At 33.7% G+C, this 23,461-nt stretch carries 25 protein-coding genes; 9 read left to right on the top strand and 16 right to left on the bottom strand.

The window, feature by feature from the left end; translation table 11 throughout:
• Nucleotides 1-21 precede the first annotated feature (21 nt).
• The gene (locus MKY04_RS05040; RefSeq protein ID WP_346235456.1) at nucleotides 22-474 is read left to right on the top strand and encodes a thiol-disulfide oxidoreductase DCC family protein; all 453 of its coding nucleotides are present in this window, start codon (nucleotides 22-24) and stop codon (nucleotides 472-474) included.
• Nucleotides 467-889 (top strand): hypothetical protein, encoded by a 423-nt coding sequence (locus MKY04_RS05035; protein WP_126295239.1) that lies wholly within the window; start codon nucleotides 467-469, stop codon nucleotides 887-889. The genes MKY04_RS05040 and MKY04_RS05035 overlap by 8 nt, the downstream gene beginning before the upstream one ends.
• Before the next feature lie 919 nt (nucleotides 890-1,808).
• Here the strand turns inward: MKY04_RS05035 and MKY04_RS05030 are convergent.
• From MKY04_RS05030 to MKY04_RS05005, 6 genes are all read right to left on the bottom strand, one after another.
• On the bottom strand, nucleotides 1,809-1,955 hold the full coding sequence (locus MKY04_RS05030) for a hypothetical protein (RefSeq protein WP_185807767.1): 147 nt from the start codon (nucleotides 1,953-1,955) through the stop codon (nucleotides 1,809-1,811).
• 111 nt (nucleotides 1,956-2,066) lie between these two features.
• The gene (locus MKY04_RS05025; RefSeq protein ID WP_346235455.1) at nucleotides 2,067-2,516 is read right to left on the bottom strand and encodes a hypothetical protein; all 450 of its coding nucleotides are present in this window, start codon (nucleotides 2,514-2,516) and stop codon (nucleotides 2,067-2,069) included.
• A 437-nt stretch (nucleotides 2,517-2,953) separates the two neighbouring features.
• Nucleotides 2,954-3,286: a chaperone CsaA gene (gene csaA / locus MKY04_RS05020; protein WP_126295241.1), complete on the bottom strand. Its 333-nt coding sequence runs from the start codon at nucleotides 3,284-3,286 to the stop codon at nucleotides 2,954-2,956.
• Between the two features lie 17 nt (nucleotides 3,287-3,303).
• Nucleotides 3,304-4,212, bottom strand: a complete 909-nt coding sequence (locus MKY04_RS05015) for an EamA family transporter (RefSeq protein ID WP_346235454.1) — start codon at nucleotides 4,210-4,212, stop codon at nucleotides 3,304-3,306.
• An 89-nt stretch (nucleotides 4,213-4,301) separates the two neighbouring features.
• Complete coding sequence (locus MKY04_RS05010) at nucleotides 4,302-5,000, bottom strand: AraC family transcriptional regulator (RefSeq protein WP_346235453.1); 699 nt, start codon at nucleotides 4,998-5,000, stop codon at nucleotides 4,302-4,304.
• A 289-nt stretch (nucleotides 5,001-5,289) separates the two neighbouring features.
• Nucleotides 5,290-5,793, bottom strand: a complete 504-nt coding sequence (locus tag MKY04_RS05005; RefSeq protein WP_346235452.1) for a DinB family protein — start codon at nucleotides 5,791-5,793, stop codon at nucleotides 5,290-5,292.
• A 109-nt stretch (nucleotides 5,794-5,902) separates the two neighbouring features.
• On the opposite strand from MKY04_RS05005, the gene MKY04_RS05000 reads away from it, so the two are divergent.
• A complete protein-coding gene (locus MKY04_RS05000; RefSeq protein ID WP_346235451.1) occupies nucleotides 5,903-6,850 on the top strand; it encodes a YafY family protein in 948 nt (315 codons plus the stop codon).
• A gap of 35 nt (nucleotides 6,851-6,885) precedes the next feature.
• On the opposite strand, the gene MKY04_RS04995 is transcribed toward MKY04_RS05000, so the two are convergent.
• The 6 genes from MKY04_RS04995 to MKY04_RS04970 form a co-directional block, all read right to left on the bottom strand.
• A complete protein-coding gene (locus tag MKY04_RS04995; RefSeq protein ID WP_346235450.1) occupies nucleotides 6,886-7,326 on the bottom strand; it encodes a hypothetical protein in 441 nt (146 codons plus the stop codon).
• A 176-nt stretch (nucleotides 7,327-7,502) separates the two neighbouring features.
• Nucleotides 7,503-7,736 (bottom strand): hypothetical protein, encoded by a 234-nt coding sequence (locus MKY04_RS04990; protein WP_346235449.1) that lies wholly within the window; start codon nucleotides 7,734-7,736, stop codon nucleotides 7,503-7,505.
• 393 nt (nucleotides 7,737-8,129) lie between these two features.
• Nucleotides 8,130-9,194 carry a site-2 protease family protein gene (locus tag MKY04_RS04985; RefSeq protein WP_346235448.1) on the bottom strand — a complete coding sequence of 355 codons (1,065 nt, stop codon included), beginning with the start codon at nucleotides 9,192-9,194 and terminating at the stop codon, nucleotides 8,130-8,132.
• Between the two features lie 234 nt (nucleotides 9,195-9,428).
• Complete coding sequence (locus MKY04_RS04980) at nucleotides 9,429-10,136, bottom strand: DNA alkylation repair protein (protein WP_126293664.1); 708 nt, start codon at nucleotides 10,134-10,136, stop codon at nucleotides 9,429-9,431.
• A 202-nt stretch (nucleotides 10,137-10,338) separates the two neighbouring features.
• The gene (locus tag MKY04_RS04975) at nucleotides 10,339-11,727 is read right to left on the bottom strand and encodes a plasmid pRiA4b ORF-3 family protein (protein ID WP_126293733.1); all 1,389 of its coding nucleotides are present in this window, start codon (nucleotides 11,725-11,727) and stop codon (nucleotides 10,339-10,341) included.
• A gap of 202 nt (nucleotides 11,728-11,929) precedes the next feature.
• The gene (locus tag MKY04_RS04970; protein WP_126293665.1) at nucleotides 11,930-12,844 is read right to left on the bottom strand and encodes a tetratricopeptide repeat protein; all 915 of its coding nucleotides are present in this window, start codon (nucleotides 12,842-12,844) and stop codon (nucleotides 11,930-11,932) included.
• Between the two features lie 248 nt (nucleotides 12,845-13,092).
• On the opposite strand from MKY04_RS04970, the gene MKY04_RS04965 reads away from it, so the two are divergent.
• Genes MKY04_RS04965 through MKY04_RS04950 form a run of 4 tightly spaced genes read left to right on the top strand, consistent with a single transcriptional unit; the run spans nucleotide 13,093 to nucleotide 16,818 of the window.
• Nucleotides 13,093-13,878, top strand: coding sequence for an ABC transporter ATP-binding protein (locus tag MKY04_RS04965; RefSeq protein WP_126293666.1), 786 nt, complete (start codon nucleotides 13,093-13,095; stop codon nucleotides 13,876-13,878).
• A gap of 11 nt (nucleotides 13,879-13,889) precedes the next feature.
• On the top strand, nucleotides 13,890-14,882 hold the full coding sequence (locus MKY04_RS04960) for an iron ABC transporter permease (RefSeq protein WP_346235447.1): 993 nt from the start codon (nucleotides 13,890-13,892) through the stop codon (nucleotides 14,880-14,882).
• On the top strand, nucleotides 14,883-15,899 hold the full coding sequence (locus MKY04_RS04955; protein ID WP_126293668.1) for a FecCD family ABC transporter permease: 1,017 nt from the start codon (nucleotides 14,883-14,885) through the stop codon (nucleotides 15,897-15,899).
• Nucleotides 15,900-15,903: 4 nt separating this feature from the next.
• Nucleotides 15,904-16,818 (top strand): ABC transporter substrate-binding protein, encoded by a 915-nt coding sequence (locus tag MKY04_RS04950; RefSeq protein ID WP_346235446.1) that lies wholly within the window; start codon nucleotides 15,904-15,906, stop codon nucleotides 16,816-16,818.
• A gap of 265 nt (nucleotides 16,819-17,083) precedes the next feature.
• On the opposite strand, the gene MKY04_RS04945 is transcribed toward MKY04_RS04950, so the two are convergent.
• Together MKY04_RS04945 and MKY04_RS04940 are read right to left on the bottom strand one after the other, a co-directional pair.
• Nucleotides 17,084-17,290: a hypothetical protein gene (locus MKY04_RS04945; RefSeq protein ID WP_126293670.1), complete on the bottom strand. Its 207-nt coding sequence runs from the start codon at nucleotides 17,288-17,290 to the stop codon at nucleotides 17,084-17,086.
• 29 nt (nucleotides 17,291-17,319) lie between these two features.
• The gene (locus MKY04_RS04940; protein ID WP_126293671.1) at nucleotides 17,320-17,934 is read right to left on the bottom strand and encodes a hypothetical protein; all 615 of its coding nucleotides are present in this window, start codon (nucleotides 17,932-17,934) and stop codon (nucleotides 17,320-17,322) included.
• A 408-nt stretch (nucleotides 17,935-18,342) separates the two neighbouring features.
• Between MKY04_RS04940 and MKY04_RS04935 the strand changes: the two genes are divergently transcribed.
• Together MKY04_RS04935 and MKY04_RS04930 are read left to right on the top strand one after the other, a co-directional pair.
• Nucleotides 18,343-19,740 (top strand): processed acidic surface protein, encoded by a 1,398-nt coding sequence (locus MKY04_RS04935; RefSeq protein ID WP_126293672.1) that lies wholly within the window; start codon nucleotides 18,343-18,345, stop codon nucleotides 19,738-19,740.
• Nucleotides 19,718-20,374 (top strand): class D sortase, encoded by a 657-nt coding sequence (locus tag MKY04_RS04930; RefSeq protein WP_126293673.1) that lies wholly within the window; start codon nucleotides 19,718-19,720, stop codon nucleotides 20,372-20,374. Before MKY04_RS04935 ends, MKY04_RS04930 begins: the two co-directional genes overlap by 23 nt.
• A gap of 128 nt (nucleotides 20,375-20,502) precedes the next feature.
• Here MKY04_RS04930 and panE read toward each other — a convergent pair whose 3' ends face one another.
• Nucleotides 20,503-21,426 (bottom strand): 2-dehydropantoate 2-reductase, encoded by a 924-nt coding sequence (gene panE / locus MKY04_RS04925; RefSeq protein WP_126293674.1) that lies wholly within the window; start codon nucleotides 21,424-21,426, stop codon nucleotides 20,503-20,505.
• 368 nt (nucleotides 21,427-21,794) lie between these two features.
• Complete coding sequence (gene ltrA / locus MKY04_RS04920; RefSeq protein WP_346235866.1) at nucleotides 21,795-23,057, bottom strand: group II intron reverse transcriptase/maturase; 1,263 nt, start codon at nucleotides 23,055-23,057, stop codon at nucleotides 21,795-21,797.
• Between the last annotated feature and the right edge of the window lie 404 nt (nucleotides 23,058-23,461).

Genomic DNA, 23,461 nt, shown 5'->3' with positions numbered 1-23,461 from the left:
TAAAAGAAGGGAGCAACAATAATGAATGACTGTCTAGTTGATTCATACAGCAACTCTATTATTTTTTTCGATGGAGATTGTAATTTTTGTAATAAATCAGTGCAGTTTATTATAAAACGTGATTACAAAGGGCATTTTCGATTTGCATCATTACAGTCAACTATTGTAGAAAACCTTCTTGCTCATTACCAACATACTTCCCGACTTGATTCAATTGTTCTAATGGAAAATGGACAACTATTTACAGAATCAACTGCAGTACTTCATATTTGTAGAAAACTGGATGGGTTATGGAAGGTTTTATATATTTTTATACTTTTTCCTAAACCAATTCGAAATGCCTTTTATCGATGGTTTGCTAAAAATCGGTATCGTTTCTTCGGAAAACAAAGCAGTTGCATAATCCCAACTCCAGAAATCCGAAAAAGATTTTTGAACATTGATCAACAGAATGGAGATAAAGAAAATGAATAATTCAATACTTTGGCGCGTGCTTAAACAATCCATCCCTACTACTTTTCGTTTCTTTTTAGCTTCATCTTTTCTTATTTATGGATTGGTAAAAATAGTGATGGGGCAATTTGGTGCTCCTCCTCCTGAAATAGCAGAATTAAATGGAGAAGGATTTACCCTGGCATGGACATTCTTTGGCTATTCCCGTTTTTATGAAATAGTAATTGGATTAGGCGAGGTCATTGCAGCACTTTTACTTATAATACCCAAAACCAAAACACTCGGAGCTATTATTTATTTTCCAATAGCTATTAATGTTATGTTGGTGAATTATTGTTTTGATATAGGTGTACAGGATTTAAGTACTGTTTTAACATTCATGTGCTTGCTTTTACTTTGGATAGATCGTAAAAAACTATTTGCTATTTTAAAATAATCAGATGATTCTTGAAGAGGAAGAAAAGGGGAGATGGATTCATGACAAATTTTGTTATTACTCAATTAATAGTAATTTTCGCACTTACCACTATCTATTACTTTATTAAAGAACTAAGAACTGATTCAAAGAAAAGAAAGATCTTTAAATAATTTAAAATTTATCTATTGTTTGGATTATTAAAATTTCGAGTATTTTTCAACTAAATATCAGCTTGATAGAAATTGCTACCAACCATCCTTCTATCATATATAGAGAGTATTAAGGGACACTACGGCAAGACTATTTAAAGAAGTATGTCCCTTCCTCACTTAGAGGTTCCGTTAGGATTATATATTGGATAACGGTGTTTTCGGGCGTATGGAACAGTATTTGCATTTTGGATCACTACATGTTGATTCAGTCCAGCTATTACATTTAGGGCAAAAATATGAATCAAAATCTTCATAGTATACTAAATTAAATTCGCACTTAGAACAAAACTGTGTTTTATCAATATGGCCATAAAATTCAAAGTCATTAACTTGTATTTATCTTTTGACTCAGTTATTTTCATAAATAACCTCCTTATTGAACTTATTACAGAGTTGTAATAAGAAAAAACTTAAATTTTTAATAGTTTTTGGAATAAACAAACAATATAACCCCAATGTGCTTAAATAAACATTACTTCAATTCACGTAAGTATCGCCTAAATCCATGTAAAAACTTCAAAGCAATCGGCAAATTTTATATTTTTATATGCTAGCAGTGTAATTTTCATTGATTTTCTATATTTATACTCTGAGAATCGGGAAGATACATAGATTTTCCGAACAAATATGTAGCTCGTATAAAACAATTCAATTAATACGATGCTATAAAATTATCTAATATGTTTGCGTATGGATATATTTATTTTAAGGTTCCTCTCACAGTATTACATAATCAATTTAAATAACGTCGCTAAAAGAAAAAGTGGTACCCCAACGATTAGCATTCCAGCAAAAAGATAACACAAACTTGTTAAAATAAACTTAAAGAAATCAAAAATTGCCCCAGCCAAGTCATCAACAAATCTTATCAAAGTAATTTCCTCCAATCTTTTCATGATAAACTATTTCCCTTATAAAAAATCTTCATTTAGTTTAAGCGTTTATTTATTTCAATTAATTCTTCAAAATTCTCTATCTTCAATTTAAACGGTACCTTCCGAATTTGGAATGTAGTAAACCTTTAATATTTGTTCATTAACTTCTTTTATCGCTTCTATCATTTGTTTGTATTTTTCTTGTTGTTGTTCGTTAACCCCCCCATCTTGGTAGTAATTATCTTCAATTCCTTTAGCAATGTTCGATATTTTACTAGCAATAGGTTGAAGCAATGTTTGCCCTGTTCCTCTGTCTATAACATTTGAATAAGCCGTAACATAAATAAGTCTTTCATTCATTTTACTTATAGCGTCTATCGTCAATCCCTTATTCGAATCTTCAATGATACTGTTATAACCTTCCCAGACATTATAAACAGAGTTTCCTATTACTGTCTTAATATTTCCTTCTACTTCTTTTTTACCCGCTTGATAACTAAACACTATTGCTAAAACAATTGCAATTATCCCTAACAAATATCCGATTCTTTTCTTCATTTAAATCCAACTTCCTATATATTTTAAAAATTCAATCTTGCAATTTTAACTAAATTGCATATGTAATTTTTTCAATTTTAGGGTGATACTCATCGTCTAGACACTCCATCGAAAGTAAACCATGTGGGTCCCATTCGTAAATTATTTTCTTTACCATATTTAAAAGTTACTTTATATTTGATCATTAATCCCTGTTCTACAATAAACACCCCTTAAGGTGATGGAAATTCCTTTTTATTTTTTATACGGTTTAAAGGAATAAAAGTTCCAATAATTTCAATTTTATCAATGAATTGTTGCAAAAAAAACTCAAGTCCATCACCCTCAAATTTTACTTAGTAAAAAAACGTTCCTGTTTTTATAGGAACGTTTTAAAAAGTTGAAATTATAAGTACCTTTATTCAAGTTTACAACTGCATTTTTGTAGGTTAACAAGTTTACTGAACACGCGTTCCATTTCTAATAGGTTCATCAGGTTTTAATAGAACTACATCCCCTTCTTCTGGAACACCGCCTATTATCAATACTTCAGATTTAAACCCTGCAATCCGCATTGGTGGAAAGTTAACTACGCCTATTACTTGACGTCCACAAAGTTGTTCAGGATTATATCTATGTGTAATTTGAGCGGAAGATTGCTTTATTCCAATCTCTTCACCAAAATCAATTTCTAATTTTATAGCAGGCTTTCTTGCTTCTGGAAATGCTGCAGCATTGATGACTGTACCAACTCGAATATCAAGCTTTAAAAAGTCTTCTATTTTTGCCATATTGATTTATCACCTTTCTAGAAAGTTTCAATATTACCCATTTTTCCAAGTCCCTGTTCACTTCTTGAATTTTTGGACGACCATATTAATATTCCGATTCCGAGCATTAAAAGGAAGATTCCTAACCAAGAAGTTATGTTTAAATATTCACCTAATAAAAAAACTCCTAATAATGCTGCGGTTAATGGCTCTGCTAACGCAAGTGTAACGGCGGTTGATGAAGAAACATTTATAAGACCTTTAGCAAAAAGAAGATATGCTATCCCAGTCGCTACAATTCCAAGCTGAAGACTTACACCAATACCTTCGATACTCATTATCCAAGACATATCAAAAACGAATAAAAATGGAGATAACCAAATTGCACTAAGAGTGAAAACAACTGCTACTACTGATAATGAGGAATGATTTTCAACCAAGGTTCTGCTTATTAAAGTATAGCAGGCAAAGGATAGCCCAGCTCCAAGAGCCATTATAATGCCTATAGGGTCTACAAGTACCGATTCTTTATTACTGAAAAGCATTAGACATCCTAAAATTGATAAGAAAGTCGAATACCACCAAATTTTAGATGGACGAACTTTTAAATATAACCACTCTATTAAACCTGATAAAATAGGTGCACTTCCTATCGCTACCACTGTACCAATGGCAACACCCGTAATCGAAACTGCCGAGAAAAACAGTGGTTGATACAATGCCATACTTAAGGAAGCCAATATCGTTGTCTTGATTGGCCAATTTGTAAATTCGAATTTTCCAATTACTAAAACAATTAATACTAAAAATATGCCGCCAACTGCTAAGCGGGTTGCTCCAATAGCAATCGGATGTGCTGTTTCCGGCGCAAATGCTTGGGTTGTGCCCGTGGTTCCCCAAAGTACCGCTGCAAGTAATATTAAAAATGGAGACAATTTACCCTTCATTTTGTTCACCTCAATAAAAAAAAGAATAATTAAACTTAGAATAGAAAATTTCTTAAAAATTTTCTTTACCAAATTTAATATCCTTTTTATCAATTATTAAGAACTCTATATTTTTGTGGTGATATGTCCTCGCAACTGACAAACCATCTTGTAAACGATGAAGAATTCTCAAAACCTAATTCCTCACTTATTCTCGACATAGACCATGCTGTAGAAGTTAATAAATATTTGGCTTCTTTTAAACGAAGCTCAGATATATAATCTTTTGGACTTTTCCCGGTCTTATTCTTAAACCATGATGAATAATACGTTGGATGGTAATGTTCTATTTTTGCTAACGTTTCTAATCGAATGTTCTCCTTAAAATGGTTATGTATATAATCAATAGACGGAGGGTTAGATAGTTGAATTTTACTCGATACATATCTAGTTAGATCCGCTAAGGAAGAAGTGCTCTCCTCATTCTTCGCCTCTTCTAAAAGCAAGTACCGGATAGAAGCCCATTGTTTATCCAAGCGTAAATACATGCTGCTTGTACCTTCTGGCAAAAAATGTGTAGGAATATCTAAAATTAAAAACTCATTTCTGTCTATAGATCGGTAGTTATGGTCACATTTGGGAGGCAGATAAAAGCAATAGTCTGAGTTAAGCTTTATCTCTTGCCATTTCGTTTGTAGATCTAAAGAACCTTGTAATGGAAAAAGAAATTGCCCGAAGTCATGTTGATGCGATTTAAATTCCCTAGAATAGGACCTTATCTCACAAGTTACCTGATTTACACTTGCCATTCTACTCCCTCCTCGATTACTTTAAGATATATTATATCGTAAACAAAAATGTAATAAAGATGTGAAAAAAGTGAAATTGCTTTTTGAATAATAAATTCTTTTCAGGATGAACTTCATACCTACCTATCTAAAATTGGCAAATAAAAAAAGCATCATAACAAACCATTTTTTCAAAAGAAATGGTTTATTATGTGCTACAAGTGCTTTTACCTTCCTTGTTTCTCAAATTGACATCAACTACTACAATCAACAACTCTGATATTTGATATTTTACTTCTAAATTATTTTATTAAAGTGGTGGATTTTCTTCACCATAATATATCCAATCTTCTTTTGGTGGGCCATAAACTCCAAAAGGTTTAAGGCCTGCTTGACGAATCAAAACCGTTATTTGTCCACGATGGTGAACAATATGCTTTATTAGCCCCATTAAAATTTGCGCATTTGATTCTTCTCTTCCAAATGCTATTTGCACATGCTTCAACTCTTCGTCTGTCCATTGTTCTTTGATGGCTTTTGCTGCAACAGCACTTGTATTTTTAAATATGTTAGCAATATCCTTAGCAGATGTTGGAACGCTATCTTTATTTTCTACTTCATCTAATTCCAACCCGAATTGTGCTAAATATTCTGGAATACTCGTCGTTAAATGCCACGCAATTCTTCCTAAAGAACGACCTTCAGAATAAACTTTTTGGTTTAATGATTCATCCGTTAAGCCCTCTAAAACCTTTTCAGTTAAAAATGCTTCCTTATTCCATTCATTTAAAAAGTCTGCAATCGTCACATACATTACTAACTCCTCCTATTCTTTGTACTAGTTCTTTCTGTTTCTAATGAAGAGTGTATATTATAATAGTGACAACTAATGTCACTGTTATTAAATTTTTTTGGAGGTATTCATGACTAAAGCTAAAAGATTAAATGAACTTATTATGATGGTGAATCGAAAGAAAAGATTTACTATTGGAGAATTAGCGCAGGAGTTTGGTGTGTCCAAAAGAACCATTTTAAGAGATATGCAGGAATTAAGTGAGATGGGGGTTCCTTTATATTCTGAGACAGGTCCTCATGGTGGTTATCAAGTTTTAAATGAAAGAATTCTTCCTCCAATTGCTTTTAGTGAAAATGAAGCGATTTCAATCTTTTTTGCAATTCATGCATTAAGACATTACATTTCTCTTCCATTTGATACTGAGTATGAATCAATAAAAAAGAAATTTTACTTAAATCTTTCTGGAGATGTAAGGGATATGATTGACAAAATGAAGGATCGAGTCGATTTTTACTCTATTGTTCAACAAGAAAAAATCCCATTCTTAAAACAATTATTAGAGGCTGCAATCGAGCAGAAAGTAATTAACTTGGACTATGAAGCTAACGGAAAAATAACAATTAGAAGCATTCAACCGATTGGAATTTATGCAAGCAATGGAAAGTGGTATTGTCCAGCTTATGACTTTTTAAGAAATGATTATCGTGTCTTTAGATGTGATCGGATAAAATATGTCAAACATGATGAAAAAACTTCACCTATTAATTTGTCCGGTATTAATTTAAATAACCGTTTCACTATTATTAATAAAGATAAAAAAACGTATCAATTAAATGTAGAGTTAACGAAAAACGGAGTTGAAAAATATAAAATGGCAAGCTGGACAAGTGATGAATTAAATATAAGAGAAGATGGCTCTGGTTTTATAAAGGACGAAATCTCAGAAAATGAAATTCAGTTTTTTGCCGATTATTTTATCAATTATGGAAAAGAGGCTCTAGTTAAAGGTCCGACCGAATTAATTGATTGTATAAAACAAAAGTTAAATGACATTTTAACACAGTATATTGATTAAATTTTAAGTATTACAACGAAGTAAAAATTCGTTATCTATTGACCAATTTTCTCGTTTTTTTCTAGAACGGAGCTAAATAAACTAATAACGAATGTTAATCCTGCTACAAACCCAAAAATATCCATTGAATAAAGTTTAAAAAGTTCCATTGGAATTCTAGAGGTATTTAAAAACTCTGGCAACAAACCTACACTTGCAAAACTTATTATTATTGGATATAAAATTGAAATGAAAATGCATGGAATACTCACTAATAATAGCAAAAATTTATTTATATGAAACTTCCACTGTCTTACAAAAAGTATTGCTACATAGCAGCCTAATAAAAAAGTAGTAAAGAACTTAATCCATATTACAGGTGTTAAATTAATTATAGATTGTGAATAATTTTGCACATTAAATTCTAATTGATAAGCAATTCGCGAGAAAATTACTAAGCCGATTAACCAAGCGATTTTAAGCATTACTTTCTTCATTGTAAACACCCCTTCCTTTTAATATAATAAAGACCTTTTGTTTACTTACGATAATAACAATTAAAGGTTCCAAATTAAATTAACTTATATTGTTAATTAAAAAGGAGATGCTTTTTTCAGCATCGCCCCGTTAAATTAATTCAATAAAATTCGAACACATCGTAGGTTGAAATATTCTAAAAACCATTCTTTTTGTATTCATATAAATAAAAACCCGAATATTTAGCATAAAATCCATCTTTGATTAAATCATAGTTCTCGGGTTCAATTGCAAATCCAAATGATGAATTTGGCCCTTGTCCAGATTGACCTATATCGACTTTTTCACCTTTATTGTTATAAATATAAAAGTCTTCGAAAGAACCATTAGTTGTAAATGAACCATCCTCATTAAAGATACCATTGTACATAAAATTTCCCTTATTGAATTTCAAATTGTATGTGGTATCTAAACTAAAATAAATATCATTGCCTCTATTCAAAACCGTACCGAGTAGAATGTTTGTATTATTTTTAGTTAGAATTGTCATGTTATATTCTTTATTTTCATCATTATTAATAGGAATCCATTCAGGCTTGATATAAAACTCAACGGTTTCGTCTTCTTTAATTAAATTAAGTGTATAACTTCAATTATATTTTCCAATATACCTTTAGATGAATATTTTCCATAAAACAAATATCCAATTAAAATGAAACACCCGATAATAATCAAATACATTTTTTTATTATGCATTTTGGAATCCTTTCTTTGAAAAACTAACATAAAATATAACCCGCTTGATAAACACCAACCACAAAAATCAACGTTTTACAAACTCTTCTACTCTAATCTCTTTTATTAAAAAATTTGTTAACTTTTCTTCAGCATAAAAAAACCCAAATAGTTTTTTGCTTTTATGAATTTCTTTCATTACTTCAGATAATTTTAATGTTGCTTTCTCATTATCTCCTTTTAATTTTGCGAGAATAGCTTCACTTCTTTTAAAGCTTATTGGCTCCATTGGGTTCATAAGTTGATGGTATTCCTTTAGCTTCTCCCCATTATTAGTTCCTTTAACAATCAAATCAATTTGTTGTATGTGATTTATAAACTGTAATGAAAACTTATTCTTCTTCGTGACTGGTAATTGCTTATAAGGTTCAATTAATTCAGAGGCTTTTTCGTAACTTTCTTTTACAAGAGTGTAATAAAAAATAATTAAAGCAACTACTACATTTTCATCCGCTGGTGGTAAAGTTTTTGCTCTTTCTATTAGCTCTTCAGACCATTCTGATGGGTGTTTTGGCGAATTCATTTCTTTGAGTAATAAAAGGGAAAGTAAAAATTCCTCCTTTTCTTTTCCCCCTTTAGATAATTCCAATATTACACGCCCATCCGACTTTAACGCCCCTTTATAAGGTAAAATTGTGACGATAAAAATAATTAAATTAAAGATTCCAAAGTATGTAACGAACTGCACATCCATTGCCCGCCCTATAATCAAACTAATGATAGCAGCCACGAGAGAAAAAATCGGTCCTCCTGCCGCAAACCATTTATGTTGCTTTGCAATAGAAGTTAAATCCTTTGAAAAGGGGGTACAACTTGCTACACCACCAAATAAAAACCAACTATTATTAGGTTTAATATGTATACAATCTGTATTTTCAATTGTTATTGGCCCAACTGTTAAATAGTTAAATCGGTAGCCAACTCCTATTCCGAACAACACATGACCTAATTCATGGAAAAACAGTGTAAGGAATAGAAGGACTAATGCTACACCTATAAAATTGGCGATTGAAGCATAGTTCGTAAAGTTAAATAAACAAATAAGTAAAGCTGTAATAACTGTTATACCTAATGGTTTTCTAATAAAATTCACAATTTCTTTCCTCCTTTTTGATACTTTTTAAACAAATATACTTGGAGATGTTTCATACAAAAGCAACCTCCACAATTCAACTAACTTTACTTCATATGCTTTTCTTTTAATTTTTCAATCTTTATATGCATAATTAATGGTAATAGTAATTGGTACGAGAAGAAGAGGTCCGCTATTGGTTTTTTAAGAACTCTAAAAATACTTACTGTTGATATATTAAATGACTTTAGTTTTTTAACAACGAACATATTTCCGCTTAAAACCGATTTTACCTCGATCGACTTCTTTTTGAATACTTTCGAAAGCATTTAGAATACTGCTTTTTTTATTTTCCCGTTTGATTTCTACTGGACCTATTGCCTTTGCAATCTCGACTGCTCTTTCATGGAGTGGTACATAGGAGATTCCCACTGTTTGGATAAAATTATTCATAGCAGACTTTGTACGTTCTGGTGAATTGTGTATTGTTTTTTCCACCGTTTCAAGCATATTGTTTAATTTACTCTCAGAGAATTCAATATCAGGTCGATTCCCTAGAAGCCAACAATAGCAGCTCCACCCACCTGACATTCTTAGTTCCTCACCACTTGCAATCCATTTGTCAGCAACGTCCTGCGCAATATCTGCTTCTGCTAAAGTCACCGCCACGACATAATCTGACAGCATATAAAAATAAGCCCCATCCATCCAACGATTATAATCCGACCCTGTCATCGCTTTTGGGTCTGCAATAATACCTGCAAAGTACATGGCATCATAGTTGCCAGTAGCATAAAGCTGTTCTGCGAGCGGTTGATTGATTTTTATTTTCTTAGCGAGTGGTTTCATCGCACCCGTTGCTACACCAAAAAGTGGCTCTCTAGCACCATTGGACATGTATATTTTTTTCGTTCGTTCTTTGCCAAGAGCTTCAAGCTCCTGCATTACCATCTGCAAATCCATGTTTCACCCTTCTTTCATTAATAAAGTCTGTTACCCAAATTGGTATTGTAACCATTTAACTCCAACAACCATTGTATATTCAAAAAAACATTCATCCCACTTCCCAAAGCGTCCCCCTTCATTTGAAAGGGCGTTCTTAGGAAATTATTATAGGTAATTTCAAACGATACGAATATTTTCAATTGTTTGGGTGCCTAAGCACTTATTTTCCGCAGCATTTCTTGTATTTTTTCCCGCTGCCGCATGGGCATGGTTCGTTTCGGCCTACTTTTCCACCGTTGATTACTTGAAGTGGTATTGATGGTGATGCGTCTACAATTGGTTTAGGTCTTCTTGAGAGTTCTTCTGGTGTATGGCCACGGTTTTCCCAAATACGTGTTGTGTTTGCAATTTTCATGATGACTTGAAGATATTCGTTTGCTTGCTTTACATCATTAAATTCATAGCGTACTAAAAATCGTTTTACAATGCCATTAAAATCTGCGTCTGTTGATTGTAATTCATCAACTAGCTCATCAATCTCTTCTTGAGCCATTAATGTACTGCCGCCAAAAAAGTCTTTCGCTAACATCTTTTTTAATTTTTCTTGATGGATTGTCTTTTCGTAGTATAGTTCATCTGTATAACGTAATAATTCCTCTTTTGCAGGTACGTAGCATGGCTTCCCACTCACTCCTCTTAAAAAGGCTTTGTAACCCCCAAGATATTCTATCGCCTCGTGGACAAATGCTTGTTGTTGCACAAACACAAATTGTTTTTCTAATTGTTTTTTATACTCCGAAGTTGTAATTAATGCCCGCAGTTCCTTACTCGATAAGGATGATTTATTTTGTGAATTATATATTTTTAGAAACATTGGGTATTCTATTACCCCATATAAATTTGTACACGCGACTGCATATTGAATAATTAAGTCTTTATTATGGAGAGCTTCTACATCTACAAAATCTGAGCCGCGGTATTTATCTAAGAGCACATAATAATTTTCATGATCAATATGCTCCCATTCTGTTTTCTTAAATTTTACATGCTTCAATAGTTCGTTAGCATTATCAATATCAAGTAGGAAATAATGCATGGATTCCGCCCATGCATATGTCGATAAATACTCTGGATGGAAAGGATTATGATAAATTTTTAGAAACTCTTCATATCCTCGTGGACCACCAACATCCTCAGGTGGTGCTATACCTTCCCCTGCAATAAGTGTTGGATATCCAAAATAATAGTCATCTACTATATCTTCCAGTACTATTTGAATATACCAGCCATCCCCAAAATCATAGTTATATAAGAATTCACCATGCTTTTCTATATATTGATCGATTTTAATTCGAGCTGGCTGTTTTACCTTTAAACCTTTAAACAATTGTGTTTTATATTCTTTTAGAAACTCTTCATTGTTAGTAATAAAAATGTCTTCAATTTCAATTCCGAAGCTATGATAGGGCTCTAATTCACTCTGAAAGTTTGTTACATACTGAATCGTTTCGTGTAATCGATTAAATGTAGCACCTGCAGGTATAATCACTCGACGCCAAACTTCTGGCTGAATGTGCTGGAATGAAAATTTTAGAATATATGCTTTCAATAGGTCACCTAGTTTCTTTTTTAATATAACTATTAATATTATAACCTATTAATTTTGGCATTAAACATCCCCCCTGACAATTCAACTGTTTATAAAGAGCTAGAACATTTTCTGTCCTAGCTCTTCTCACATAACTGTATAGTCTTCCTTCACAATCAATCCACTTTTGACATTATAATTCCTAAATCATCAATTACTCTGTTTACTCTTTGTATTCAGGATGATTATGCCGTTTACATCCAAACAAATAACAGGCTCCAGTTGTTATAGGCTCAAAATCTATCTCGGGGATATATCCAGTTAATATTCGCTCAGCCATATTTTCATAGTTGCTTTTCTCCGCAAATAACCGTTCAAGATATTCCTCTTTATCTTTTTCCGTCCAATCTTCATCACATTCTTCTTCATAAGTTTCTTTGATTTCTTTGTCTTTTTGATGAATAACATTATCTATTACTTCATGAATTCGTTGAATATTGTTTGTTTTATACAGTGCATAAATAAACCTACTGATCCAATCAGGCATTTTGGCGTAATCATTATAGCCTTTTTCAAACCAATAGGTGGCTTCTGTAAAACACTCTAATTCCACATATAAATCCGCAACCTCGATGTCTCCTACATAATCATCTGCTTCTACATTAAACGCATTTAGCTTCTTTCTCGCCTCTGTTTTCAAACCAAGGTCAATCAGACATTTAACATGAGCATACATTACAACATCTGAATCTCCTGCAACACGCAGGAAAAGGTCTGAAGCTTCCTTTACGTCACCTAGCTTATACTTTACTACAGCTAAATTATGATATGCTTCATTAGATGGTTGGATTGAAAGGGATTTCATTAAGGCACTTGAAGCTAAGTTCCATTTTTCTTGTCCAATGTAAATCTCTCCTAATAAGTTATAAGGGAAATACGAGGCTGGATTCATGTTAATAACTTCTTTAATTAATTCAAGGGCTTTTTCATCATTTTCTTCTTCATAGAAATAAATCCAAGCAAGATTATTAAGAGACTGAATATTTCTTGATTCTTCGACCGCCTCGTGAAATAGCTTAATGGCTGCCTCATATTCATTTTTTTCAAATAGTTCCAGTGCCTTTTCGTTCGTATTCAATACTAGTCCTCCATTTTCATCATATTATTAGACTTCTAATATTCTCTCCCGCGCAACTCTTTGTACAGCGCTTTTAATTAATATTATTTCATAATCCCGCTCACTTTTTAACATAAATATCCATTCCAAATATTAAACGGGCTATATTTTATAATCTTTATTTAGAAGTTGCGTTGACTTTTGAATTAAAGTAGAATAGAATCACTAATTGATAATGATAATTATTATCATATAGAGGAGATAAGCAAATGTTCCGAGTTTCTGCAAATACAATAGAGGTGAAGTATGATAAAAAAATCATTCTTAAAGACCTATTGTTACATATCCCAGATAAAAGTATATCAACCATTATCGGACCAAATGGTTGTGGCAAATCAACTTTGCTAAAAGCTTTAACAAAAATATTACCGTATTCAAAGGGGCAAATTTTATTAGATGGTCAAGCGTTGAACTCATATAAGACAAAGGAATTGGCGAAAAAAATGGCTTTACTTCCTCAGTCACAAATTACACCTGCTCAAATAACTGTACGTGAACTTGTTGCTTACGGTCGATATCCTCATCAGGGAAACTTTGGGATATTAAGTTCTCAAGACCGAGAAATTATAGACTGGGCTATTTCAAAAACAAAGTTAAACGACGTAGAAAACGCTACTGTTGATTCTCTCTCGGGTGGACAGCGCCAACGTGTTTGGATTGCCTTAGCATTAGCCCAACAAACAGATATTATTTATTTAGATGAACCAACAACCTATTTAGACTTGGCACACCAACTTGAGCTAATGAAATTTCTTAAACAATTGAATGAAGAAGAAAATCGTACAATTGTTATGGTGTTACATGATCTAAATTTGGCAGCGCGTTTTTCAGATTACATGATTTCGATGAATTCTGGGCAAATCATAAAAGCTGGAACGGTTGAAGAAGTCATGACGACAACTAATTTAAAGCACGTCTTTCAAATTGATGCCGTCATCAGTAAAGACCCGTACACAGGAAAGCCAATTTGTCTATCCTATAACACTAGTCTATAAGAGGTGAATATATGACAACTTGGCACAAATGGCGTACGATAATTCTACTTTTTCTCGGAAGCTTAGCTTCTATAATATTAGCAATTAGTTTAGGAGCTAAAGATATATCCTTTATGACAATGTGGACATCGATTTTTCATTTTGATGCTAATAATAATCTGCACCAAATTATTTATGAAATTCGTTTACCTAGGGTTTTAGGTGCAGCATTTGTCGGGATGGCATTTGCAGTGGCTGGATCAATTATTCAGGCTGTAACACGTAATTCACTAGCTGATATTGGTATCTTAGGAATCAATGGTGGTGGTGTACTGTTTGTGACAATCTGTTTTGCGTTCTATCCTGCAATTTCATACGGATGGCTTACGTTCTTTTCTTTCGTTGGAGCAACTCTATCAACTATCCTTGTTTTTTCAATCGGTCTCGTAGCTCGTGGCAATTTATCCCCATTGACTTTTACAATAGCCGGAGCAGTAATTGCTGCATTTTTGCATGCAATTAGTTCTGGTATTGCCATTTTTTTTGATTTAAATCAAGATTTGGCATTTTGGTATGCAGGGGGTGTTGCAGGAGTTACATGGGGACAGCTTCCAATATTTATTACTATTGTTATAATAGCAGTTTTTGTTGCAATCTTACTGGGTAAGCAATTAACCATTATTGGTGCAGGGCAAGAAATGGCATCAAGTTTAGGTATTAATATTAGGTTTTTATTATTTTCAAGTATGGGACTTGTAGTTTTGCTTGGTGGTGCCGGAGTTGCAGTTGCAGGATCAATTAGTTTTGTTGGTCTAATTATTCCTCATGTTGCACGTAAATTTGTTGGACATGATTATCGCTGGATTATCCCTGCAAGTGCTTTATTGGGGAGTACACTTGTAGTAATGGCTGATTTATTAGCCCGTATAATTTTTGCACCGAAAGAACTTGCATTAGGAATTTTAATTGCCTTTATAGGTGTGCCATTCTTTCTAATTGTTGCAAAGAAAATGGAGGGAATTTAAGTGGCACCAAAGAGAAGAAACTCATTACTTTTATACATATTAGTCACTTTATTATTGGTTTTTCTAACATTTCTCTTTTCAATCAACTTAGGAAGCTACCATCTTTCTTTATTAGAAGTGGCCAATACTTTAGTTGGTCATGGCAGCGATAATAGTATACTCGTATTGTTTGAGTATCGATTGCCACGTATTTTAATAGCCTTAGTTGGTGGTGCTGGTATAGCAGTGGCTGGATCATTACTACAATCTTATACTGGCAATCATTTAGCGGATACTGGCTTATTAGGTCTCCATGCAGGTGCTTCATTTGGGCTAATTATATTTATGAGCTTTTTTAGTCAATCCTTTTTATATGCTGAAATGTTAATACCATTCTTTGCTTTTATCGGTGGTATTTTGGCTGCTATTTTGATTGTTTACTTAGCAAAGTCTAAAAATCGCACCATTAATACTAATAAATTGATTTTAATTGGTATTGCAGTATCAGCACTGTTTAATGCAATTACATTGTTTTTATCATTACGTTTAAGCGATGAAACTTATTCTTTCGCAGCTAGTTGGTTACTTGGAAACATTTGGGCTCGCGACTGGATTCATGTATCCATTATACTTCCATGGGTTGCTATATTTAGTTTGCTTGCATACCGTTTAGCGCACCCATTAAACCTTTTACAGGTTGGGGATGAATTTGCCCAAACAACTGGAATTAGCGTAAAGTACATAAAAAATAACGCTTTGCTATTAGCCGTTTTGCTTTCAAGCGGTTCGGTTGCCATGGTTGGTAATATTAGTTTTTTAGGTCTACTAGCTCCCCATTTGGCAAGACAATTAGTTGGTAGTGATTATCGCCTCACTCTCCCTTTATCTGCCATACTAGGATCAATTATTTTATTGCTATCCGATACAATTGGGCGTTCGTTATTTGAAGCAAATCCAATTCCAGCTGGTATATTTGTAGCCTTCATTGGAGGTCCTTATTTTATTTTTTTATTATTAAAAAACAATAGGAGTGTATAACAATATGAAAAAATGGTTCTTGCCTGCATCTTTTACTCTATTAGCAGTATTTTTAGGTGCTTGTGGAAATGAAACAACAACAAATGAAGTGACATCTGACAGTACAACAGAAGCAGCTACTGAACAACGTATAGCTTCCTTATCAATTCATTTAACAAATGATTTAATTGCATTGGATATTATTCCAGTCGGCTCCGTAGTTGGTGGCTCATTAGGCGATTTCCTGCCACAATCCGCACCTTACTTAAAAGATGCTGTAAAATATGGCCCTGCAAAAGAAGTGGATATGGAAGCATTACTTGTTTCTAAGCCAGATGTAATTGTAGCAGATGAAGAATTTGCAACAGCAAATTTAGCTGACTATGAAGATATCGCACCCGTTCAATTATTTGATTTAGATGAAGGTACTTGGCGTGATCATTTAACATTACTCGGTCAAAATTTCAATAAAGAACAAAAGGCAGAACAATTTATTTCAGATTATGAGAAGAAAACAGAAGAAATAAAAGCAAAACTTGATGAACAGTTTGGTGAAAATGCTACAGCCATGGCGATCCGTGTAACTAATAAAGAATTACGAGTATTTTCAACTGCTCGTCCAATGGGACCGATTCTTTTTGAAGACTTAGATCTTGAACCGGCTAACGGTATCGTTGAATTGGGTACAGAAGAACCCTATCAAGTAATTTCAAAAGAAGTTATTGGTGATTTTGATGCTGATATAATTTTTGTTGTAGTAAATAACGATGAAGAAGCCCAAAAAGTATATGATCAACTAGCGGCGTCATCAGTATGGCAATCCCTAGAAGCTGTGCAAAAAGACCAAATTTTTGTTGTTTCAGACCAACCTTGGTTAGATTATTCAGCTCTTGGAAATTCAATGGCAATAGATGAATTATCTAATCAATTAAAAGAATAAAAATGTCATCTTCTATTATCTCAATGCGACAATGAAGGGTCATAACCTATCTTTTAAAAATCCAATAAACATTGATACAGTAATGTTTATTGGATTTTCATATCATTTACACTACTTTTAACACCTCACTTTATCCACTATACTTGCCCTTTAGTTTTTAATCGAAGTTGAACTAAAAAAACATCTATTAAATGCTTAAAAATATTTCATATAAATTGATCAATAGATTTATTACTTACTCATTTTTCAATTATTAGGGGAATGTCTATTTTTTAAATTCGTCTTCCAATTCCTTTTCAATTTCTTCATCACTAATTGGAACTATTTTTTCTTTATCACCATACTTATTTATTATTATTTGACCAACCTCAGATTTATCAATTCCATCCTTTACTGCTGAAGAAATGACGAAATACAAAATTAGCAAACTAATAATCCACAAAAAAATACTTCCTAATACTGCAATGGTCATTTATCTTTCCTCCAAATGAATGTTCCAACCTAGTACTGTTTATCCTCTTCTAGTTTAATTTTTAATAAACAAACAATGTTATGTTCATTGATTAGATCCTGTAGTTCTTGTTCGTTTTGATAATCATATCCTGTGCGAACTTCACTGCCTTTTGATTGTCGATACACTGCTAATAAGTAAGTTTTGCCATATTTTAATTCTAGTTTTTCGTCTCCAATTGCATAATCCCATGCTTCAAATGAATCAGGAGATTTTAAATTTTCGATTATTTTTGGACCTGTGCTTACATTTGGTGCAGAAAGAAATATAGATCTTACTTCTTTATCAGGATTTATCATGCCAAATAAAAGATTTCCTTCATCTACTTTATTTATGCTTAACCCATATGATAATTGTTCAAGTGGCTCATCTACTTTTTTTCCATCCTCGTACTTTTCTATCCAAATATTGACCCATGTTTTGTCTGCTTCATTTAGCTTGAAATCAAAATCAAACAGCACTCCTAGATTTAAGTCTTCAAGCGTTTCCATATGTTCTGAATTGGAATTAACTTGAATAGTAGCGATACTGGAATTAGAGCAACCCGAAACCATAGTTACTAATAAAATGAATATTAAACTATAAGAAAAATAGTGTTTTTTCAAAAAGACTTCCCCCGGTCCTAAAGGTTCTATGTATATTTAATGCTATAGTAATTTTATCAATTAAAACCACAAATTGTAAAACATTTCCTATACATTAACTCGATGATGCAAGTTACTCTTATAATCTTTATGTCCGTATAATTACCTGCACTATTTTGCCATTCTTAAAATGGACTACAATTGGAACTTATTTAATTTCTTATAATTGAATAATCTTAAAAGATAATTATTCAAAAAAGTGAAAGCTCACTAAATGATTCAATGAAAAGAGGATTAACGTTAAATGTACTCTGCCAAAACTCTCTATCTAAATAACCAAAAATGGTAAATTTATCTCTATATTGTTAAGTTTTTGTTGTCAAATTATAATACTCTAGTAATATAAAATTAATAGAACTGGAGAATTATATGAAAAAACTGGGTACATTTTTATTATCATTTTCATTGCTAATTGCCTTATTTCCGCAAATAACAATGGCTGCACAAGACACTAATTTTGAACAAGATTTAATAAACTACTTAGAACAAGTAAGCAATGAAAGAGGATTTGAAGTAACAAAAGAGGATATAGCATTGTCACTGTCCTATTATGAAGACAGTCTTGAAAACTATAATACTGTTGAAGAGTTGTCTCAATTTCTTGGTGAAATAATTAAAGCTGATTATAGTAACGTAGATTCCATTTACGAGCAATATGAACTAACTGAAGAAAGTCTCGTTCAATTGTTAAAAGAAAATGGTGAACAACTAAGTGATTATATTTTCTTAGATGATCTCGATACAGCGGTTTACTTTTATACAGAAGATGGCACGTTTGAACGTGATCCGAATTTTGAACAAAATCTTATTGATTATTTAGCCGATGTTAGTGATCAAAGAGGATATAATGTGACAAGGGATAATGTAGTAAATAGTCTTGCTATTTATGAGAGTAACCTAGAAGATTTTGAATCTGTGGAACAGCTAAGTGATTTCTTAGGCGAAGTCATCCAAGCTGACTATAGTAATTTAGATTACTTTGTGGAAAATTATGGTTTAAGTCAACAAGAATTATTCAACTTATTAGAATCAAATGATGAAAACATCAACGATTATATATATATTGATGACCTCGACAATACTGTTTGGAAATATGTTGGGAATGACCTGTCTGTCATGTTTGAATATCTAACTGAAGATCTACTTCCACTATTTCAAGAAATCGATTTGACGGATGAAGAGCTGAAACGATTTGAGAATCATCTAATATCCTTAGAAGATCATTTTTCTAATCCAGAAACACTCGAACTTCTTGAACAATTAAACTATGAACTAATAGCTCTTGAAAGCGATATGAATAGCCAGCCAACTGTAGAGCAAATGGAAATGAGTTTGTCCATTCTTGAAAAAATCTTTTCAATTCTTCAATTAAAGGCTTCCTATAGTTTAGTAAATGATGCTATTGAGACTCCTATCTCTTTAATGGACTTAATGAAAATGGAAGTATTAGAAGGTACTGATTTGAAAGTAGCATTTTACAGTTCAGAAGGACAATTCTTGGGAGACCTTATAATTACGGAAGAATTTATTAATTCTGGACTGGTTACTGACTTAGGGGAACAAATTGTGGACAGTGCCGTTGAACAACCACCTGTAGTACAACCTAAAAAACAAATTAATACTACTCAAACATTAGCGGAAGAGTATCACACCGTTAAAGGTGGAAAGCTTCCTAAAACAGCTTCTGATTATATACCGAATGCACTATTTGGTCTATTCATTGTAATGCTCGGAATTTTCATGTATGGAAAGGTTCGGACTTCTTAAGTTGGAAGCCTTCAATAATAGGCAAAAGAACCATAAAAAACGATTAGTATTTGTTTTGTTTTCAATAGGTGTTATTATATTTGGCACGTGTTTTTCTACAGTCAATATTTATAAGTTTGTCAACGGGAACATTGTTGTTAAAACTGGTTCTCTTAGTGAGCAAGTAATAGATAAGAAACAGTCCAAAAACAATGAACCCGGACAAGCGTTATATCCTACACGTCCAGAAATTGGAGAGGAAATTGGCGAGCTATATATTCCGAAATTAGATGCAAAACTCCCGATTTACCACGGAACAAATGAAGATGAATTAGCAAGAGGAGTTGGGCATTTTGCTGAAAGTGTACTGCCTGGTGAAAATGACAATTCCGTTCTTTCAGGGCACCGAGATACAGTTTTTCGAAAACTTGGTGAAATAGGTGAAGGAGATGAGTTAATTGTTCGAACTTCGGCTGGTGAGTTTAAATATATTGTCTACAAAGTACGAATTGTAGATGAAAATGATCGAACTGTCATCGTTCCAAAGCCAAGAGCAACACTAACCGTCACAACGTGTTATCCATTTGATGATTTCGCATCCGCCACTGAACGTTATATTTTAGTTGCTTATTTAGCTTCTGAAAAAGTAGGTTAACAAATAAATATTTTTTGCCTACCTTACATGTCGCAACTATATATGGCACGAAACGGTGGTCACAGTAACATAGGGGCCGTCTCCACTCTGACGGCCCCCACTTTAATTTATAGAAAGTCGAAGATCCCTTATCCCTTTGATAGCATCGTTTCATATACCTTTAAATTTTGGTATATCGATTTTAACAATGGTGTTTCAACACTATATTCTGTAGCTAATTTTAGTAGGTACCCTTGTAGATGCTCCCCTTCGATTTGTAAACCTTTTTCCATATCCCGTTGCATTGAAGATTTCATATCATAGGAAAGACTATCCATCGTTTTCATATGTTCTTCCACGATATGGTCCACAACTGGCGCCCCATATGCCCGCATTATCTGTGCGATTTCTTCAAGCAATGATTTGATAAACTCTTGCCCCCCATCGGTTTCACGAATTGGTCCGATTGGAGCACGCATCAGTGTCGTTACACCTGACATAGCCGCAATAAATAAGTATTTATGCCACATATCTTGCACAATATGGTCACTTAGAACAAAGCTTGCTTTTGTGCCACTGAATGTTTCTGCAATTCTCTCAACTCGGTCCGTCTTCGTCTGATTAAATTCACCAAATAGAAGTCGATGAGCTTTACTTGTTTGAACAATGTCCCCACCTTCATTTAGTGTTGTTTCTATAAAGCATAACCCTCCAATCACTCTATCCTGACCGAATTCCTGTTGTAATGGAGAAAGATGGGCTACACCATTTAATAATGGGATAATGACCGTTTTTTCACCTACAAATGGTTTCAAATCATTGATGGCTTCTTCTAAATGATATGCTTTTGTTGAAAATAACACGACATCAAATGAATCTGCATTATCTGTTTTTGTTATTAATTTAGGGGTACATGAGAAATCTCCATTTATACTATGGATATTTAACCCATTTTCCTCGATTTGTGTTTTGCGTCTGCTACGTACGAGAAACGTAACATCTTCCCCTTTTTCTACTAATCGTCCGCCAAAATAACCACCAATTCCTCCAGCCCCTAACACTAAAATACGCATCTACAACTCTCCTTCATCCTAATCAATTGATTACTTTCATTATATCTTATTTGATATTACTATTTACAATACCTTCCACAAGTTTACTATAGTTTTCTATGACAGAATGTAGGAGTAGTTTGAGCCTCCTTCTTCGCTAAATCGGGTCAACAGGATACTGATTACAAAGGGGTTGCCATAAGATATGGTATTTTTAACCTTTATAGCATTATCAAGAAGTTCAAGTTTTACTCTGCATTAAAGCGTATCTGCTGAACTCACCTCTTCCATTCCAGTCAACAAGTTTAGACTAAAATCGAGTAGGAGGGAGTGATTAACTCCCGACCTCTCACACCACCGTACGTACGGTTCCGTATACGGCGGTTCAATTAAGATGAATAACGCAAAGTTTCGTAACGAACTTTCAGACTTTTCAGCCCTTGGCTTTCCCAATAGGAATTGCCGAGGGTTCTGTGTAATATGGGGCTTTTAGAAATGCGCCAGTACCCTTTTCGGGTGTTTCCCCACTCGTATGCTTTTCCATAAGGAACTTTCAACCGAGTAAGATTTCTGACTCTTGTTTGAGGTTTCTTCCAATTCTTCCATAGACACATCCTTAATCTTCTTTTAATCCAGCTATCTAGTGATTTGAATATGGAACTCGTATCTGCTAATGCAAAATAACCACACCACCCCATTAGATATTGGTTTAACTTCTCGATTCTGTATTCCATGGAGTATGGCATCTTTCTTGAGGTAATCTCTCGTATTTTCTTCTTCATTCGAACTAAACTTGTTTTCGCAAGACGAACCTTTGGTTCTTTATGATTCGTGAAACTAAAACCTAAGAACTTCCGATTCCAAGGACGGTCTACTGCTGATTTCTTTTCGTTTACTTTTAAACGAAGTTTTCCTTCGATAAATCTTTGTACACTCGCCATTACTCTTAGTCCCGCACGTTCTGTTTTCACATAAATATTACAATCATCTGCGTATCGAACGAATTTATGTCCACGTTCCTCCAACTCTTTATCGAGTTCATCTAGAACTATGTTTGAAAGTAAAGGACTTAAAGGTCCACCTTGTGGTGTTCCTTCTTCTGTACTTGAAACCACTCCATTTATCATGACACCGGCTTGGAGGTATTTACGAATAAGTTTTAATAAAGGTTTATCTGAAATTCGTTTCGCTAATGTTGCCATTAGTCGGTCATGATTGACCTTATCGAAGAATTTCTCTAAATCCATATCAATCACCCATCGATAACCTTCCTTTATATAACCCTTTGCTTTCCGAACGGCGTCATGGGCGCTCCTGTTTGGACGGAATCCATAACTCTGGTCCGAAAATGTTTTGTCATATTCCTTCGATAAAATCTGCGAGATAGCTTGTTGAATCAAACGGTCTGTCACGGTTGGGATACCTAGTAAACGCACACCACCATCTGGTTTCGGGATTTCGACTCGACGTACTGGTTGCGGTTCATAGGTTCCATTCAAAATCTGCGATTTAATGCTTTCCCAATTTTCGAGAATGTGCTGTCGTAAGGTTTGTACGGGCATCATATCTACTCCATGGCTTCCTTTATTCGCTTCAACTCGCTTTAGCGCTTGTATCATGTTTTGCCGTTCGAGAATTTGATCCAACATCACCATTTCGTTCCTTTCCGTGATTAGCTTATCTTCTTATGCCCATCTGAACTCCACCCTCCGCAAATACCCTCGTGGGATTCACCACTACTTTCTAAGCGTGAGGTTTCTCTGTTTTCTGTGCTTATTCATTCTAGATGGAAAGCCAAGGGCTAATCTCTCTCAATTGTTCAGTCCTTCCGAGTAATTCTAGACCTACTCGTACTATGACCTCTGCTGACTTCTGACAGTTCAGCTACTTGTCTCCAAGTAGGTTATGAAGGGTACTTCACGTTTCTGTCAGACCTCCCCGGGTAAGCGCATGCACTTTCACACCATCTATCCGCCTCATTTACTTGATATGACCTTCGACAGAAGGAACTTTGTTTTGTAGCGCAAACTCATTCAATCATACCTAGCCTTATATG

The organism is Lysinibacillus telephonicus, from assembly GCF_039654155.1.
In the GTDB taxonomy this organism is placed as follows: domain Bacteria; phylum Bacillota; class Bacilli; order Bacillales_A; family Planococcaceae; genus Ureibacillus; species Ureibacillus telephonicus.
This window is presented reverse-complemented; position numbering and strand designations above follow the sequence as displayed.

Bases quoted from the DNA above. Each gene is read 5' to 3' on its own strand.
- MKY04_RS05040 (WP_346235456.1), top strand. From the start codon at position 22: ATGAATGACTGTCTAGTTGATTCATACAGCAACTCTATTATTTTTTTC.
- MKY04_RS05035 (WP_126295239.1), top strand. From the start codon at position 467: ATGAATAATTCAATACTTTGGCGCGTGCTTAAACAATCCATCCCTACT.
- MKY04_RS05025 (WP_346235455.1), bottom strand. From the start codon at position 2,516: ATGAAGAAAAGAATCGGATATTTGTTAGGGATAATTGCAATTGTTTTA.
- csaA (WP_126295241.1), bottom strand. From the start codon at position 3,286: ATGGCAAAAATAGAAGACTTTTTAAAGCTTGATATTCGAGTTGGTACA.
- MKY04_RS05015 (WP_346235454.1), bottom strand. From the start codon at position 4,212: ATGAAGGGTAAATTGTCTCCATTTTTAATATTACTTGCAGCGGTACTT.
- MKY04_RS05010 (WP_346235453.1), bottom strand. From the start codon at position 5,000: ATGGCAAGTGTAAATCAGGTAACTTGTGAGATAAGGTCCTATTCTAGG.
- MKY04_RS05005 (WP_346235452.1), bottom strand. From the start codon at position 5,793: ATGTATGTGACGATTGCAGACTTTTTAAATGAATGGAATAAGGAAGCA.
- MKY04_RS05000 (WP_346235451.1), top strand. From the start codon at position 5,903: ATGACTAAAGCTAAAAGATTAAATGAACTTATTATGATGGTGAATCGA.
- MKY04_RS04995 (WP_346235450.1), bottom strand. From the start codon at position 7,326: ATGAAGAAAGTAATGCTTAAAATCGCTTGGTTAATCGGCTTAGTAATT.
- MKY04_RS04990 (WP_346235449.1), bottom strand. From the start codon at position 7,736: ATGTACAATGGTATCTTTAATGAGGATGGTTCATTTACAACTAATGGT.
- MKY04_RS04980 (WP_126293664.1), bottom strand. From the start codon at position 10,136: ATGGATTTGCAGATGGTAATGCAGGAGCTTGAAGCTCTTGGCAAAGAA.
- MKY04_RS04965 (WP_126293666.1), top strand. From the start codon at position 13,093: ATGTTCCGAGTTTCTGCAAATACAATAGAGGTGAAGTATGATAAAAAA.
- MKY04_RS04960 (WP_346235447.1), top strand. From the start codon at position 13,890: ATGACAACTTGGCACAAATGGCGTACGATAATTCTACTTTTTCTCGGA.
- MKY04_RS04950 (WP_346235446.1), top strand. From the start codon at position 15,904: ATGAAAAAATGGTTCTTGCCTGCATCTTTTACTCTATTAGCAGTATTT.
- MKY04_RS04945 (WP_126293670.1), bottom strand. From the start codon at position 17,290: ATGACCATTGCAGTATTAGGAAGTATTTTTTTGTGGATTATTAGTTTG.
- MKY04_RS04935 (WP_126293672.1), top strand. From the start codon at position 18,343: ATGAAAAAACTGGGTACATTTTTATTATCATTTTCATTGCTAATTGCC.
- MKY04_RS04930 (WP_126293673.1), top strand. From the start codon at position 19,718: ATGGAAAGGTTCGGACTTCTTAAGTTGGAAGCCTTCAATAATAGGCAA.
- panE (WP_126293674.1), bottom strand. From the start codon at position 21,426: ATGCGTATTTTAGTGTTAGGGGCTGGAGGAATTGGTGGTTATTTTGGC.